Genomic DNA, 14,904 nt, shown 5'->3' on the forward strand with positions numbered 1-14,904 from the left:
TTCTATGGATAAACCGGTATTGTATCAAGCCCTGTACGCTCATCCCAGTTATTTACCAGATTCATCGTTTGAATTGCCTGCCCTGCTGCACCTTTCACAAGATTATCTATGACAGAAACAATCGTTAACATGTTGGTGCGCTTGTCAACGGAAACACCAATATCACAATAATTTGTTCCTGCTACTTCCTTAGTTGCCGGCCATTGTTTTTCCGGCCGAACCCTTACAAAAGGTTCATTCCGGTAAACGTCATTATATAGCTGCAGTACATCATTGTCGGTCAATGAATCGGTTAACGGCATATAAATGGTGCATAAAATTCCTCTTGTCATTGGAACGAGATGAGTGCTGAATGTAACGTGCAGCTCACTTCCTTGTATATCCTCCAGCACCTGTTCGATTTCCGGGGTATGCTGATGGCTTGCCAATTTATAAGCCCTGGTATTTTCATTGATTTCCGAAAAAATCGTACCCTGTGATGGTTTTCTGCCGGCCCCGGATACCCCCGTTTTTCCATCAATGATTATTGGACCGTTTGTGTCGAGGATTTTTGTCTTAAGTGCCGGAAAGACTCCAAGCAATGCCGCTGTTGGATAGCAGCCTGGATTGGCGATAAAAACGTCACCTTTTAACTTCTCGCGGTATATTTCCGGTAATCCATATGCTGCCTGATCCAAAAACTTTTGATCTGCAGGCTCTTTTTTATACCACCTGTTGTAAAGGGCCGGATCTTTTAACCGAAAATCACCGGAAAGATCTATACACAATAACCCAGCTTCCACAAAGGGGGGAGCGATATCTTTTGTAATCCCTGACGGAGTGGCAAAAAACAAAATATCCACTTGCTTCACTATTTCATCAGTCCGAAGTTTTTCCAGCGGCAGTTCCAGGATGTTCTGCAATTGCGGATACTGTTCCGTTATTCGTTGGCCACTGGTTGAATGAGAAATCAGCATTTTAACCGTTATCTTTGGATGGTTGTGCAATAACCTGATTAACTCAATCCCTCCATAACCATTTGCCCCAACAATTCCTGCTTTCACAACGATTCATCCCTTCAAAGAATAAGTTTGTATCATTATAATAAATAATGCATAAATATACAATACTTAATTTAAAAATTTTTTCATTTTTTCTGAAATTATTAGAGATACTATGCTGGTATTGCTTCAGGAAAGGAGTTAGAATTGGCTACCGAAAATAATAATGCCACCTTTTCCTGCCGGCATTCGATTATATATATGAAGGGTCAATACTATAATCGTTTGTGGCCAGGAAAAGGTGGCATGAAAGTATATATTTTTTTAGATAATGGAAATGGCGTCTTAGGTCCAGGCGTCCTTTTACCTGCGCAGCCACCATTCTCCAAAAAGGATAAACAGCAATGCTACGGCAAAGACAACATAAATAAACGGGCCATCCGGAATTGTAAAATAACCCACATGAATCCTCTCCCATTTCGGATAGTATTTACACACAGTTTATTCTGGAATGTCGATTTTGATGGTTTCAACTGTGGTTTTTTCGCCATTTTGATTTTCTCGTACAAATTCGACAACAGCCTGTCTATCGTTTTTCCAGTTAATCCGAAAGTTGTCGACTGTGTATGTGTTTTTTGGATCAAATTCCTTGAACTTTTTTAAAACGCTGCCCCGTTCACCATAATATATTTTTACAGTTGCATGTGGACCTGGACCGGCTGATTTGACTACTTCTCTGAGTTCGATGATATTTACCAAATTCGGTGACTCACTTGTTTTAAATGTGAATGAACCAAGGTCGTACTGGCCCGTTTTAAACGGTTCCTCATCTTTAGCATTAAATTTCACAACTTCAGATGTCTGGTCATTACCATATAACGTGATTGTTGCCCGAGTCTCACTTTCCCAGGTAACGGAAGCATTTTTGGGCCGGAGTGTCGCACCGTCGTTATTGATTGTGCGGTCGATATGTTCATTTTCATATTTTATTCGAATCTCGGATGGACCGAAGTAGGCAGATTCCCCTTTTTCAACAACTGTAATTGTATTTGTATAACCGGGTGAATCGCTGACAACAAGTGTCGTTTCTTTTATGGTCATACTGTAAAAGAACCACAAAACTGGTGCTGAAATAAGAGCTACCAGAATGGCAATTGAGATAAGACAGCCCCATTTTGCTTTCTTTTTCGTACGTTTTATTTCCTGTTCGAAATGATCCATTTATTATTTCTCGATCAAATAGGTTGTAATTTCTTTTATTTTGGAATTTTTGACGGTTCCTTTGAAGTTGTAAACATTGCAGAATTCGTATCTGTGATTTTCGGTAATTAAGGTTCCATTAACCGCACCGGTACGTCCATGTGTAATAATATTTTTCATAATTAGTTCCAGCACATTTCCGGATTGGTGCATAGCTTTGTTGAGATTTTCCTTCCCCTGCAGTGTTTTCAATCCAACAAAGTCCCACAAAATATTATCGGAAGTATTTTTATAAACAAACCCTGTGTCATTCGTCACAACAGCTATATTGAATTCCTTAAGCTGCTGCTTCTTAGGTGAATTTCCACAGTCTTCAGCACAGGTTATTTTTGGAAAATCGGGATTATTTGCGTTCATTATTTTCACCCTTCTTTAAAAAAATGTTGGGAATTTACTTATAATTGTATCACAGTAATGTTTTATTTCGAATGGGAGAAAAATGTATTGTTAAATCTGTCCGTTATATACGTCATCCAAAATACACAAAATTATTTCCCGGGAAAATTGATTTAGGTCATTTTTTTGAAAGAAATCCTGGAGTATGCTTAGTGTATATAAAATGACCAAGGGGTGATGATAGTGTTACTTAGAAAGCTCCGTCAGATACGGGGGGATTTATTAGACGCGATTGATGGATTGTCGAGTGAGCAATTAAACATAAAACCAAGTGATGAGGATTGGAGTATCTCGCAAATACTCTATCATCTTTATTTAACTGAAAAAGAAAAAACAGAATTAATGGTGCAGTCAATAAATTATCCTGGGGAAAAATTTAAAGCAGAAACGGAACCACCGGAATACTTTTTAACAAGAAATGAACTTCTTCAATTGTTGGAAGAATCGAGATTTCAATATGTGCGGGCACTGTTAAATAAGATAGATGAAGAAAATCTGACCGAGGTGTCATCGATCCACCCTAAAATCAGCTATGATAGTTTAACAGAATATGTTTACCTGCATGAACAACGGCACATAGTCCAAATAAAGGATATTAAGCAAAAAGTTATTTCTTAGGGAAATTTTTATGTAAAAAAAGGTCTGCATCCTGATATATACGCGGAACAGACACCTGCTTTATGATTCTGATTGGTTATTGGAAAACCTGGCATTCACCAAGCCTTTAGGCGAATTGCCTTAGTTGCACTTATGCAGTAAGAAAGAAGTTATACTTTCTTAACTGCCAAAAAATACTAGGCTTTTCTTATTATATTGTGTGTTATATGCATATCTTCATAACTCTCTTTAACACTCTTTCTTGGACCAATAAGGGTAGCTGCCATGCCAACTAATCCATAAAGTATAAAAGTAGCAGTATAGCCCCATGTCCCAATTAACCATCCAGCGAGTACTGAACCAATTACCTGTCCTACTGCCAAGAGTAAAAATGGAACGCCAATACCTAAAGATGCATTCGTAATAAATACACGGATTCCCCACACAAGGAGAACGCCGGTTAAAAATATATAGGAGCTGCCGAAAACCCCAGCCGATACGTAAGACACGAACAAACTTTCAGGTGAGAAAGCTAAAATAATCGAAGCGGAAGCAATCAACAAACTCCCTGCCTTATAAGAAAAAGACAGCCCTTTCCTTTCGATTTGAGAACCGGAAAACCCTCCCAGTACACCAAATAGTCCGATAATGACCCAAAATCCGGAAAGCTGCCAATCACTGTAATTTCCCGCCACTTCAATAAAAGATCTGGAAAATGTCCAAAAGGCCGCTGTGGAAATTCCTAAAGTAAGAGATGCCAAACTCAATGGGATTGATCCTTTTACTCCACGTATAGAGAGAGTTCCTTTTTCAAACCTCAACTTTGGATTCCTTCCGACTTTTGGAATCGCTTGGAAATTCCATATCAATATCAGTAGTGTCAAGATAGCATAGATTAAATATGTCAGTCTCCAATTCTGTGTTAACAGGATAGCTCCTGCTCCAGAAAGCGCGATGCCAAAACTTGTTCCTGAGTTGATCCATGTGTTCGCTTTCCCTTGTTTATCCTCGTTAATCCATAGCGATATCCCGGCGCCATAAGGTGGAGATACCAAACCTGTGCTTCCTCCGGCAAGTAACACGCCTAACGCAAGCAACCAGGCATTTGGAGTTACAGACATCAACAGTAATCCAATAAAGGCTGACAGTCCAGCCAGGAGAATCATCCTTCTTGGCCCTTCCCTTGTCGTGATAACAGTCGATAAGACAATCGTGAAACAATAGGCCAAATAAAACAACGAAGAAATCAATCCTGATATGAACTCAGACATTTCAAGTGATTCTTTTATCCCGGGGAGAAGCAATCCAAAACTAAATCTTGCCAATCCATAGGTAACAGCAATCATAGCAGCTCCAGGTAAAACCAACCGTGAAAATTTCATGATTTCCATCCTCGCTTTCAAATTATATAGAACGACCTTTCTATTTTATAGGAAAAAAATTACGATGTATGTTGGACAAGTGTCCTCGCCATCGCAATAGAATGTTCAGTTGCTTTCTCCGCACCAATCAGTGTCGTCATCGAAGTAGTTCCCTCAAGAAGTAATGTAAATTGAACAGCCAGATCCCGTTCATTATCTTTGCCTTTCCTTTGAGCCAATTGCTGAAAATATTTGAGTAAATTTGATTTGTGTCCTCTTGCAATGTTTTCAATCTCATTATCGGTTCCCGAATAATCTGCAATGGCTCTTAAGAACATATCCCCCTGATATGACTGTTCTTTCAACCAACGTCCATGAGCTTCAACAGCAAGAATGAAAGGAGAATCTGAATCCATTTCCACATGTGTATCCAAATAAGACCAGTAGCGTACTTCCCGCTGCCTGAGTACTTCTTCGACCAAATTATCCTTGGACGAAAAATGATTATAAAGCGTCATCGTTGCTACATTGGCTTCATTGATAATTTGCTTCAATCCTACTCCTTTAAATCCATGTTCATAAAACAACCGTTCAGCCACTTTAAGTAATGTTTCTTTTTTTACGGATTGACTCATGTAATTCACTCCTTTCAAGTAGATAGAACGACCTTTATACCTAAATAATATCAATTTCCAGATATTATTGTCAATCTTTTTTTAAGATGAAGATGTGATACTCCTCGCAACGCGCAGCTTATTCGGCGAATGTCTAGTTCTTCACAATCCTCTTATCCTGTTCGGAAGTTCAAGCAAAAAGTAAGGTTCGAGAGGGAGCTTAGAGATTTCGTGGCTTGATCCGGAACCTTGAGGAAAGCAATGGGGAATTCTGACACCATAAAACTACTTGTATAAGCAATATGGGTAATAGAAAAATGAACTTATTATGGGAGACTGGAAGCAGGTAGTTGTAATTACTAAAATAACTTTCTGCAAAATGGTTTCTTTGTGTTTTGGTGATAATGGGGGCGATAATTACATCAACATCTAATGCCAATTCATTTCCGACAGTAATTACGGGACACTGTTTTAATCGATTTTTATCCATAAAATAAACATTAGCCAACCAGACATCACCCTGTTTTATCTTACTTTTCATTATAAATATCATCCTCCTCGTTATCCCACCAGGAATAGTTTTCATTTACAACAGTTGCGTCTTGAGACATATATTTGTTTTTAATTTTATCAAGCACCTTTTTAAGTTCTTTCTCACTTAGGGTTTCCAGTTCCTCCATGATCCTCTCAGCATTTGTCATGTACCTCACCTCCATTCTTCCTTGATTTAATTATATATTATTATGTAATTAATACAAACTTGGGCAAATCATTTTTTTATGACCAGTTAGGCATTAATTATAAAAACGACACGGACCCTATCTAATTGAGAGACCGTGTCTTTATAGTAACTTATTGTGTAAAATCATTGGCGTCGAACTAATAACCTCTTGGCCAAGAAATAACCTAACCTCTAATCACACCACCGCACAAAGTGATTTCCCGCCGTTAAGCACTTTCATCACTTCACCGGCAATCAGCATAGCTGTCCGGGATTGCGCTTCTACGGTCAATCCTGCAATATGCGGGGAAAGACGGATAGCTTCAACTTTTGATAGGGCTCCACCTTTCTGAACGGGTTCCGTTTCAAGCACATCAAGATATGCCCCAGCAATCCGTCCCGATTGCACAGCATCCACCAGGTCCTGTTCGTGCACGATTCCGCCTCTTGCTGAATTGATCACATATGCGTGGGACTTCATCAGCGGGAAATTCTCTTTGTTGATCATGTGCCGGGTCGCGTTCGTCAGCGGGACGTGGACGGAAACAAAGTCCGATTCGGTGAGGAGTTCATCTAGCGTATTCACCGATCGGACACCGGTTTCCATCAGTATATGGTCGAAAGGTCTAACGAACGGATCATAGCCGATGACTTCCATTCCAAAAGCGTTGGCCCGTTTAGCGACACGGTGACCAATTTCGCCAAGTCCGACAAGGCCCAATGTTCTCCCGTTCAATTCCGATCCCGTAAAATATTTGCGGTTCCAGTTTCCCTTTCGTACATCAGCGTCCGCTTCAGCCAAAGGACGGGAAGCATCCAGCATCGATGCCATCACATATTCCGCAACAGACGTGGCATTCGCATGCACGGCAGGAATGACTGGTATGTTTCTTGCTTTTGCCGCTTCCAGATCAATGTTGTCCAATCCGACACCAAGACGGCCGATGACTTTGGTGTTTTTTGCCGCATCCAGCAATTCAGGATCGACCTTCGTTTCATTTCGGACAATTAGAGCGTCATACGATGGTACCATTTGAAGCAGTTCACTTCTTTTCCGACCCAGTTCCATATCATAATCCACGGAATGCCCATTGCGCTTAAGTTCTTCAATCCCATCATCCCACATTAACTCTGTTACGAGAATCTTCATGATCCTTCACTCCCTGTAATAGTAATCAATTAGTCTATGTATCAGTTCCTTATTTTTTCCTGCAGTAAACTGTTCTTTGTGCCTAACTGATTATATGCATACATAAGGTCAATTATCTCGTCGATGTGGTAAAAAAAAGAACAGGGATAACTAGATAACCCTGTTCCTTTTATTCATTATTCTACTCTTGGGATGCCTTCAAGCCATTTGTCAACTTGATCAGGATTATTTTCAATATATTCCTGGACAACTTTTGCCGGATCCTGATCTTCCGCATGAACTTTCGGCATCAACTTATTAACCAGTTCATAGGTCTCATCATACTGCTCCAGCACTTTATACGCTCTTGGAGCATCTTCTTCCAATCCTTTGCGGGCAACCGTAAAGATCTGGTCACCTTCCCCACCATAAATTTCTTGTGGATCCTCAAGCATTTTCAAATCCATGGTACCGAAAATCCAATGCGGTTTCCACATCGGCACAATAATCGGTTCTTCATTCTCAGCGGCAGCCTGCAGTGTAGTAAGCATTGCCGCTTCTGAGCTTGATGTAAGCTCCCAATTATCGAGACCATACGCTTCAATTGCTTCTTCGGTATTTTGCATAATCCCTGCTCCTGGATCGATACCGGTAATAGTCCAGTCGACTGATTCACCTAGTTCCTTATTACCTTTCAAATCTTCCATTGAATTAACATCTTCCATGTAACTCGGAACTGCCAGTGCCAATGGTGCCTTATCAAGAACCTGTTTGACTTTAACAATATCTTCACTGTATTTTTCCCAGTATGGGGCATGTGTCGCCGGAAGCCATGCAGATGTATGGAAATCAGCTGATCCATCCGCAACACTGGACCACATCGCTCCTGCCTCTACCTGTTTCAATTCCACAGTATAGCCGACCATCTCAAGCAGCGCACCAAGCATATGTGTACTTACTGTTTCCCGTGCCCACGCAACATAAGGCTGCGTTAATTCCTCCTGGCCAATTTCAGGTCCTTCACTTGTTTGTTCTGACCCCTCATCATTTGAGCCATCAGTGTTTTCTTGCTCTCCACTGTTACCTCCGCATGCAGCTAAAAGCATTGATAACATGAGAATCAAAGCAAAAGCTGTCAGGCCAAACTTGAATTTATGATCTTTAAAAATAGTAAATACCCCCTATAAAATTTAATCTTTGCAATCTTAATAAACCCTTCAAATCCTTGAAAGACATATAAAGACATGCTTGATTGTGAATTTACTAAACTATATCATACCAAAAATGCTACTATTTTCCTAAACGAGTATTATAAAGATATAGAGCGTATATTAATTTATTTTCGCGTTATAATCTATTATATACACTTATTGCATAATTTTTATGGATAATAATTAAATTTGCTGTTTTTTGGATATTTTTCCGAATTATCTGACAATAAAAGGAAAAACATCCAATTGGACAGACTTAGCCACTGACGGTAAGAGGAGACAGGTTTTCCCTAAATATTGCGGAACAATGAGACTAATCCCCACTGTTCCCGAACGCTTTACTCCCCTTCCCATAAAAAAACTGCCCAAACATCACGATTAACGTTTGGGGCAGTCTTCGTTTTCTGTACCAATTCAATTCTTTTTCCTATTTTGCTTCCTCCAGGTCCATTTTGTTGTTTTTCCGAAACATATAGAACGATGCACCAAAGATAATGAAATACCCGATGACACTGAGTATCGTTGGAATTTGTCCGAATAAAACAATGCTTAACAACGCCGAATAAACGACCGTCGAATAGAAGAAAATCGATATTTCATTGGCCGGTGCAAACTTATAAGCCAGCGTCACACCGAATTGACCGACAGTTGCACAACCCCCTGCCAGGATGAGAAATGCCCATTGCTCTAAACTCATCGGTTCGTAAAAAACAATTGTGAATGGCAGGAGAACTACTGTTGCAAAGAAAGAAAAATAAAATACGACGGTATAATGCTTTTCCTTGTTTCCCAAAACCCTCAGGAATGTGTAAGCACCTGCAGCGAACACTGCTCCGAGTACACCAATAATGTACGGGAAAATCTCCACAGAAAACTCCGGCTGAATGATAAATAACGCACCAATAAATGCTACGAGCACAGCGATGACCTGAAACCGGCGGGCAGTTTCTTTCAGGAAAACCGCCGAGAATATAATCAGAATGAACGGACTGAGTTTATTCAACATCTCGGCATCGGATAAAACGAGCCGATCAATAGCGTAAAAGTTCAAAACAATCCCAACCGTCCCGAGTGCCGAACGTGCAATCAGAAGCTTCTGATGCTCTTTTTTTCCAAACACTCTTTCTTTATGACGCAGTACAAAACCTAACGTAATAATTGCAGCTGCAATATTACGAAAAAATGCTTTTTGCGCTGTCGGTATATCACCTGAAAGCTTTACGAAAGCTCCCATGAGTGAAAAACCCAATGCAGACACCAATAATAATACAATTCCTTTATTGCGATCAGACATAGCTGTTCCTCCAGTTGCTAAAACCTTACGTAATCACCTGAACTATGCTAATACAAATGAGGGGGAATGGAAAGGAATTTGTTTGTGAGTGAACGTATAGGGTCGGCGGTAAAAAATATGACGCCATTACTAACATAAATGGCGTCATATCCGGAGTGATTCCGATTGGGCTCGAACCAACGACCTCATGCCTGTCAAGCATGCGCTCTCCCAGCTGAGCTACGGAATCGTATTAATTTTAGTGGAACAATAAATAGTATAATTGACAAAGTTGGAAATCGTCAAGCTGATTTTTTATAATCTCAGGCTCCCGCCTTCAAAAGCAGAGGACATATTTTCCGTTATATATCTAAAATACATCACTTTTGCACTTTTCACGGACATATATTCCGCTATTCCCTGTAAATCAGGCTTGGATGACTGTTTTCTAGTCAGATAACGGAACAGATGTCCGTATACCCTGTCAAAAGCCACTTATTCTCAAATATAGCGGAAAATATGTCCGCATCAAATTGTGTATCACCTAAAGCCATTGTTCAACCAGAATCAGTAGCTGACAGCAATAGCCCAGTTTTTACGCAGCAACTATTTCAATATTTTCAATAACTCATATTTATAGATCAAATAGCGATAATTTTGCTTCTGGTACATCTCACGCGGTGTGTCTTCCCCGTCGGCAATCAGTAAAATGGCAGATTCCTTGTAACGGTCCATCGCAAACCGCTGTAATCGTGATCCAATTCCCTTTCGCTGCAAGTTTTCACGTATATCCAGGTTTTCGATTTCCACGGCTGTGTCACCAACAAAAACATCCATCGTTCCGGCTGGTTTATCCTTATAATAAGCCATGACCTGTACCCACCGTTCATCCTCAAATTGCCGTTTATTTAATTCCACCTTTTGCTCGGCGAACGTCTCGCCAAACTGCATATCGGTTTCATATTGTAGTTTCAGATAATCTTCCAGAGTCTCATCTGTAACTTCTGCAATTTGTATTTCCGGCTTTTCAGAGACTTCCGGAAACTGCTCTGGCAAGATGGAATACAGTTCCATAAAACCAATATCGTAATTATTTTCCCTCATATACTCAAGCAGTTCGCCAACCGGCTTTTGATTGTCGGGAAAATAAAAGCGCAAATGATTCTGGTTATGCTGCTGGTGAAACCCGGTTAAATATTTTTCTGATTCTTTAAACTCATCGATTGTTGGCATCCGCTTGAATTCAATAAAACTGCTGTCGTAACGGACTGGCATTTCCGGGTAGTGGTACTGCTCATATAATTCGTTATTCTCTATCAAATGGCCTATCGTATTTGTATCTTTAAAGGTGTATTGCTTCATCGTATTCCGCCTCACTTTTTCGATTTCATCATCCTTAACTATATCGATACAAGCGAATATTTTCAACATTGGGAGTTGTGTTCAATCAAGTTAGCAGCAGGGAATTTTAATTTTTATTGTGCGACACACGTACTGGATATTGTTTGTCCTGGAATACTATCGCGCGACTTGCGCGGATATTGCGCGTCTTGGTATATTTTCTCGCGACCTCCGCTGGATATTGCGCGTCCTGGTATATTATCGCGCGACTTGCTCCGAGACCACGCATTCTTATAACATCCCCATAAATTACTTCTACACTCGAAATAAACTCTTGGATAAATTCCCACATTCCTATTATAATAAAATGACAATTGTTAATTTTGCACCAAGGGGGAGCATCCGCGTTGAAGAATGTTCTATCTTTCCTGAAACCATATAAACTTCCGATTGCTGCTGCATACAGTTTGATGCTCATTGAGCTGCTGGTGGAACTGCTTCTTCCGTTTTTCCTTGGGAAGATGATTAATCAGGGGGTTTTACATAAAGATCTCGATAATATCATCATGTGGGGTTCGATCATGATTGCGATGGCATTCACAGCGTTTATCGCGGGGATTATCAATTCCTTTTTTGCAGCACATACGACATTTGGTTTTTCATATGATTTGCGGGAAAAGTTGTTGGAAAAAATTCAGGGGTTTTCGTTCGCGGATTTGAACCTGTACCCTGCCTCAGGCCTTGTTACGAGATTTTCCAATGATGTCAGGCAGCTGCAGAATCTCACGTTCATGGGATTACGGATCATGATGAAGGCGCCACTCTTAATAGTTGGCGGAGTGATTATGGCGTTTATTGTCGATTATCAGCTTGCCTTAGTTTTCCTGGTAACGGTTCCGCTTCTGATCGGATTTCTTCTCTGGGTGTTGAAGATGGCAAGCCGGATGTTCGACAAAATGCAGCGGAATGTCGATAACGTCAACCAGGTCATGCAGGAGAATCTTGCCGGAATGCGTCTGATTAAAGCGTTTCTCAGACGGAATCATGAAGCATCCCGTTTTTCCGATGCGAATGAACAGCTTGCCCTTATTACAAGAAAAGCATTCCGGTTCATTGAAACATCGATGCCGATTCTTTTATTTGTCATGAACCTGAGTCTTATTTTCATTCTTTGGTACGGCAACAATCTGGCTATTGCCGGGGAAACTTCCGTAGGGAATGTCGTGGCAATCGTCAACTATGCCTTACGAGTTTCAATGGCTATTTCCATGCTGACATTTATAATCCTGGCGTTTTCGCGGGCACGGGCATCTGCAGAGCGTTTGGATGAAGTGCTGCAGGTGAAAAGTGATCTGGTGGACTTCACGGAAAACGCGACAAAACCCACGCCAATTCAAGGGAAAATCGCTTTTTCCAACGTATCATTTTCCTATCCAAAAACAAATGAACAGGCACTCCGGAATATTGATTTCACGGTCAATACCGGAGAAAAACTGGCTATCATCGGTGCAACCGGATCCGGCAAAACATCGCTCTTTCAATTGATTCCTAGACTGTATGAACCACAGAAAGGTAAAATCTCTCTTGATGATAAGCCGGTTACCTCTTATGGTCTGAATGAACTGCGGCGGCAAATCGGCTATGTTCCACAAACGCCGCTCCTGTTCGGTGGTTCGGTTGAGGACAACATTGCCTGGGGAAAAAATAATGCATCAACCGAGGATGTCATCCAGGCAGCCAAAGATGCGCAGATTCATGAAACGATTCTCGATTTGACGGACGGTTATGATACGAAAATCGGACAAAAAGGTGTTAACTTATCGGGCGGACAGAAGCAGCGAATTTCGATTGCACGTGCCCTGATCCGCCATCCAAAACTGCTCATGCTTGATGACAGTACAAGTGCGCTCGACCTTGCAACGGAGGCTGAACTGCTGAAGGCAATCCAAAAATACGATTGCACGTCGCTCATTATTACGCAAAAAATTTCCACTGCAATCAATGCAGACCGGATTTTACTGCTCAATGACGGGGAGATGCTTGCAATTGGAACACATGAAGAACTGCTGAAGGAATCCGCTCTATATACCAGAATTGTCGAATCACAATTCGGAAAGGAGTATGCCAATGCTAATTCATGAGCTGAAACGTCCTTTTACCCACAAACGAATTCCAATTGACTCGATTAAAATGGATAAATCGGACCGGGCACGGAATACATCCGCAACTATCAAGCGGATCTGGAACTATCTTGCCCGGGAAAAATTCACCCTGACCCTTGTTGTTTTAGCGGTGATGGTCAGCTCCGCGATGAGCCTGGCCGGTCCGTTCATGGTCGGGATGGCTGTCGATGATTATATTGTGACGAAGGAACCTTCCGGGCTTGGTATGCTGCTTGTCTGGCTCATTGTCATCTACATTTTCCATTCAGTTTCGATTTTCTTACAAAACTACTGGATGGTCGGAATTGCCCAAAAAACCGTCTACTCATTGCGGGAAGAGTTGTTCAATCAATTCCACCGCCTGCCTATTTCTTTTTTTGACAAACGGCAGCATGGTGAGTTGATGAGCCGGGTGACCAATGATATCGATAATGTCAACAACACGCTGAATCAGTCCGTCATCCAGATTTTCGCAAGTATCCTGACATTGATTGGAACCGTGTCGGTCATGCTTTACCTGAGTCCGCTCCTGACTGTGGTGACGATGACGATTATTCCGGTTATGTTTTTTGCGATGAAATGGATTACGAAGCGGACGGGTCCTCTGTACAAACTGCGGCAGCGTCACCTTGGTGACATGAGCGGATTTGTTGAGGAAACGGTGTCCGGGCAGCATATCGTGAAAACATTTTCCCAGGAGAAACGGGTTATTGATGAATTCAGGGAAAAGAATGCGAATCTCAGGGAATCCGGATTTTGGGCGATAAATTTTGCCGGTTTTATTCCGAAAGTCATGAACATGCTGAACTTCCTAAGTTTTGCGCTGATTGCCTTTGTCGGCGGGATTCTTGTCATCAACGGACAGATTACTGTCGGTGTAATTGTAATTTTTACTGAAATTGCCCGCCAGTTCACCCGCCCGCTTAATGAACTGTCCAACCAATTTAATATCCTGTTGTCGGCAGTTGCCGGTGCTGAGCGTGTATTTAACATTATTGACGAAAAACAGGAGGAACGAGATGAAGTATCTGCAGGTGAAATCTATCAGACGGATGGCCGGCTGGAATTCCGGGATGTTACGTTTGCCTATGAACAGACTCCGATTTTAAAAGGGATCAGTTTCAAAGCGGAATCCGGTCAGACAGTAGCTTTTGTTGGTCATACAGGGGCAGGGAAAACAACGATTATCAACCTTATTTCCCGCTTTTACAACTATGATTCCGGAAAAATTCTGCTTGATGGCATCGACATTAAAGATATTAAGCGGTCAAGCCTCCGCCGGCTAATGGCGTTTGTGCTTCAGGATACGTATTTATTTCACGGGACAATCCGGGAAAATATTCGCTACGGCCGTTTAGATGCAACAGATGATGAAGTGATACAGGCTGCTGAAAATGCCAATGCTCATGATTTTATTGAGCGGCTGCCACACGGCTACAATACGGTGCTCGATCAGGACGGGAGCGGAATCAGTCAGGGTCAGAAGCAGCTGATTACGATTGCCCGGGCAATTTTGGCGGATCCGTCGATTCTTATTTTGGATGAAGCAACGAGTAACATCGATACGGTAACCGAACTGAAAATCCAGGATGCCTTGAAACGACTCATGCAGGGCCGCACCAGTTTTGTTATCGCCCACCGGTTAAACACGATTCAGGAAGCCGACAAAATAATTATGCTGGAACACGGCGAAATTCTCGAACAGGGTTCACATGAAGAACTTATCAAACAGCAAGGAAGCTACTACGATTTATACAAAGGACAGCTAAATTCACACACATAGATTATATAATGCAATCATGATAAACTACTTATGGACCAGTTTAATTTCCCATGAAAAGGGTACTCTTTAAGATAAA

Annotated in this window: 14 protein-coding genes and 1 tRNA gene; 3 read left to right on the forward strand and 12 right to left on the reverse strand. The window is 41.4% G+C overall.

What is annotated here, in order from left to right:
* Positions 1–2 precede the first annotated feature (2 nt).
* The 3 genes from argC to G6R02_RS11740 form a co-directional block, all read right to left on the reverse strand.
* Positions 3–1,043, reverse strand: a complete 1,041-nt coding sequence (gene argC, locus G6R02_RS11730; RefSeq protein ID WP_164669430.1) for an N-acetyl-gamma-glutamyl-phosphate reductase — start codon at positions 1,041–1,043, stop codon at positions 3–5.
* 438 nt (positions 1,044–1,481) lie between these two features.
* A complete protein-coding gene (locus tag G6R02_RS11735) occupies positions 1,482–2,201 on the reverse strand; it encodes a hypothetical protein (RefSeq protein ID WP_164669431.1) in 720 nt (239 codons plus the stop codon).
* 3 nt (positions 2,202–2,204) lie between these two features.
* The gene (locus G6R02_RS11740) at positions 2,205–2,597 is read right to left on the reverse strand and encodes a nuclear transport factor 2-like protein (protein WP_164669432.1); all 393 of its coding nucleotides are present in this window, start codon (positions 2,595–2,597) and stop codon (positions 2,205–2,207) included.
* A 222-nt stretch (positions 2,598–2,819) separates the two neighbouring features.
* Between G6R02_RS11740 and G6R02_RS11745 the strand changes: the two genes are divergently transcribed.
* Positions 2,820–3,254 carry a DinB family protein gene (locus G6R02_RS11745; protein ID WP_164669433.1) on the forward strand — a complete coding sequence of 145 codons (435 nt, stop codon included), beginning with the start codon at positions 2,820–2,822 and terminating at the stop codon, positions 3,252–3,254.
* 176 nt (positions 3,255–3,430) lie between these two features.
* Here G6R02_RS11745 and G6R02_RS11750 read toward each other — a convergent pair whose 3' ends face one another.
* The 9 genes from G6R02_RS11750 to G6R02_RS11790 form a co-directional block, all read right to left on the reverse strand.
* The gene (locus G6R02_RS11750) at positions 3,431–4,615 is read right to left on the reverse strand and encodes an MFS transporter (RefSeq protein WP_164669434.1); all 1,185 of its coding nucleotides are present in this window, start codon (positions 4,613–4,615) and stop codon (positions 3,431–3,433) included.
* Positions 4,616–4,674: 59 nt separating this feature from the next.
* Positions 4,675–5,229: a TetR/AcrR family transcriptional regulator gene (locus G6R02_RS11755; protein WP_164669435.1), complete on the reverse strand. Its 555-nt coding sequence runs from the start codon at positions 5,227–5,229 to the stop codon at positions 4,675–4,677.
* A 199-nt stretch (positions 5,230–5,428) separates the two neighbouring features.
* Positions 5,429–5,749, reverse strand: coding sequence for a hypothetical protein (locus G6R02_RS11760; RefSeq protein ID WP_164669436.1), 321 nt, complete (start codon positions 5,747–5,749; stop codon positions 5,429–5,431).
* Positions 5,739–5,909 carry a hypothetical protein gene (locus tag G6R02_RS11765; protein WP_164669437.1) on the reverse strand — a complete coding sequence of 57 codons (171 nt, stop codon included), beginning with the start codon at positions 5,907–5,909 and terminating at the stop codon, positions 5,739–5,741. The genes G6R02_RS11760 and G6R02_RS11765 overlap by 11 nt, the downstream gene beginning before the upstream one ends.
* A 216-nt stretch (positions 5,910–6,125) precedes the next feature.
* On the reverse strand, positions 6,126–7,079 hold the full coding sequence (locus G6R02_RS11770) for a hydroxyacid dehydrogenase (protein ID WP_164669438.1): 954 nt from the start codon (positions 7,077–7,079) through the stop codon (positions 6,126–6,128).
* 176 nt (positions 7,080–7,255) lie between these two features.
* The gene (locus tag G6R02_RS11775) at positions 7,256–8,173 is read right to left on the reverse strand and encodes a glycine betaine ABC transporter substrate-binding protein (protein ID WP_246202625.1); all 918 of its coding nucleotides are present in this window, start codon (positions 8,171–8,173) and stop codon (positions 7,256–7,258) included.
* Between the two features lie 523 nt (positions 8,174–8,696).
* Entirely contained in the window at positions 8,697–9,563 is an 867-nt protein-coding gene (locus tag G6R02_RS11780) for a DMT family transporter (RefSeq protein ID WP_164669439.1), read from the reverse strand.
* Positions 9,564–9,719: 156 nt separating this feature from the next.
* Positions 9,720–9,792, reverse strand: a tRNA-Val gene (locus G6R02_RS11785).
* 356 nt (positions 9,793–10,148) lie between these two features.
* Positions 10,149–10,904 carry a GNAT family N-acetyltransferase gene (locus G6R02_RS11790; protein ID WP_164669440.1) on the reverse strand — a complete coding sequence of 252 codons (756 nt, stop codon included), beginning with the start codon at positions 10,902–10,904 and terminating at the stop codon, positions 10,149–10,151.
* Between the two features lie 386 nt (positions 10,905–11,290).
* Between G6R02_RS11790 and G6R02_RS11795 the strand changes: the two genes are divergently transcribed.
* Positions 11,291–13,024, forward strand: a complete 1,734-nt coding sequence (locus tag G6R02_RS11795; protein ID WP_164669441.1) for an ABC transporter ATP-binding protein — start codon at positions 11,291–11,293, stop codon at positions 13,022–13,024.
* Complete coding sequence (locus G6R02_RS11800) at positions 13,011–14,828, forward strand: ABC transporter ATP-binding protein (protein WP_164669442.1); 1,818 nt, start codon at positions 13,011–13,013, stop codon at positions 14,826–14,828. Before G6R02_RS11795 ends, G6R02_RS11800 begins: the two co-directional genes overlap by 14 nt.
* The last annotated feature ends 76 nt before the right edge of the window (positions 14,829–14,904 follow it).

The sequence above is a fragment of the Virgibacillus doumboii genome, assembly GCF_902806455.1.
GTDB lineage: Bacteria > Bacillota > Bacilli > Bacillales > Amphibacillaceae > Lentibacillus > Lentibacillus doumboii.

Bases quoted from the DNA above. Each gene is read 5' to 3' on its own strand.
- G6R02_RS11790 (WP_164669440.1), bottom strand. From the start codon at position 10,904: ATGAAGCAATACACCTTTAAAGATACAAATACGATAGGCCATTTGATA.
- G6R02_RS11765 (WP_164669437.1), bottom strand. From the start codon at position 5,909: ATGACAAATGCTGAGAGGATCATGGAGGAACTGGAAACCCTAAGTGAG.
- G6R02_RS11780 (WP_164669439.1), bottom strand. From the start codon at position 9,563: ATGTCTGATCGCAATAAAGGAATTGTATTATTATTGGTGTCTGCATTG.
- G6R02_RS11760 (WP_164669436.1), bottom strand. From the start codon at position 5,749: ATGAAAAGTAAGATAAAACAGGGTGATGTCTGGTTGGCTAATGTTTAT.
- G6R02_RS11800 (WP_164669442.1), top strand. From the start codon at position 13,011: ATGCTAATTCATGAGCTGAAACGTCCTTTTACCCACAAACGAATTCCA.
- G6R02_RS11775 (WP_246202625.1), bottom strand. From the start codon at position 8,173: ATGTTATCAATGCTTTTAGCTGCATGCGGAGGTAACAGTGGAGAGCAA.
- G6R02_RS11740 (WP_164669432.1), bottom strand. From the start codon at position 2,597: ATGAACGCAAATAATCCCGATTTTCCAAAAATAACCTGTGCTGAAGAC.
- G6R02_RS11735 (WP_164669431.1), bottom strand. From the start codon at position 2,201: ATGGATCATTTCGAACAGGAAATAAAACGTACGAAAAAGAAAGCAAAA.
- G6R02_RS11770 (WP_164669438.1), bottom strand. From the start codon at position 7,079: ATGAAGATTCTCGTAACAGAGTTAATGTGGGATGATGGGATTGAAGAA.
- G6R02_RS11750 (WP_164669434.1), bottom strand. From the start codon at position 4,615: ATGAAATTTTCACGGTTGGTTTTACCTGGAGCTGCTATGATTGCTGTT.
- G6R02_RS11755 (WP_164669435.1), bottom strand. From the start codon at position 5,229: ATGAGTCAATCCGTAAAAAAAGAAACATTACTTAAAGTGGCTGAACGG.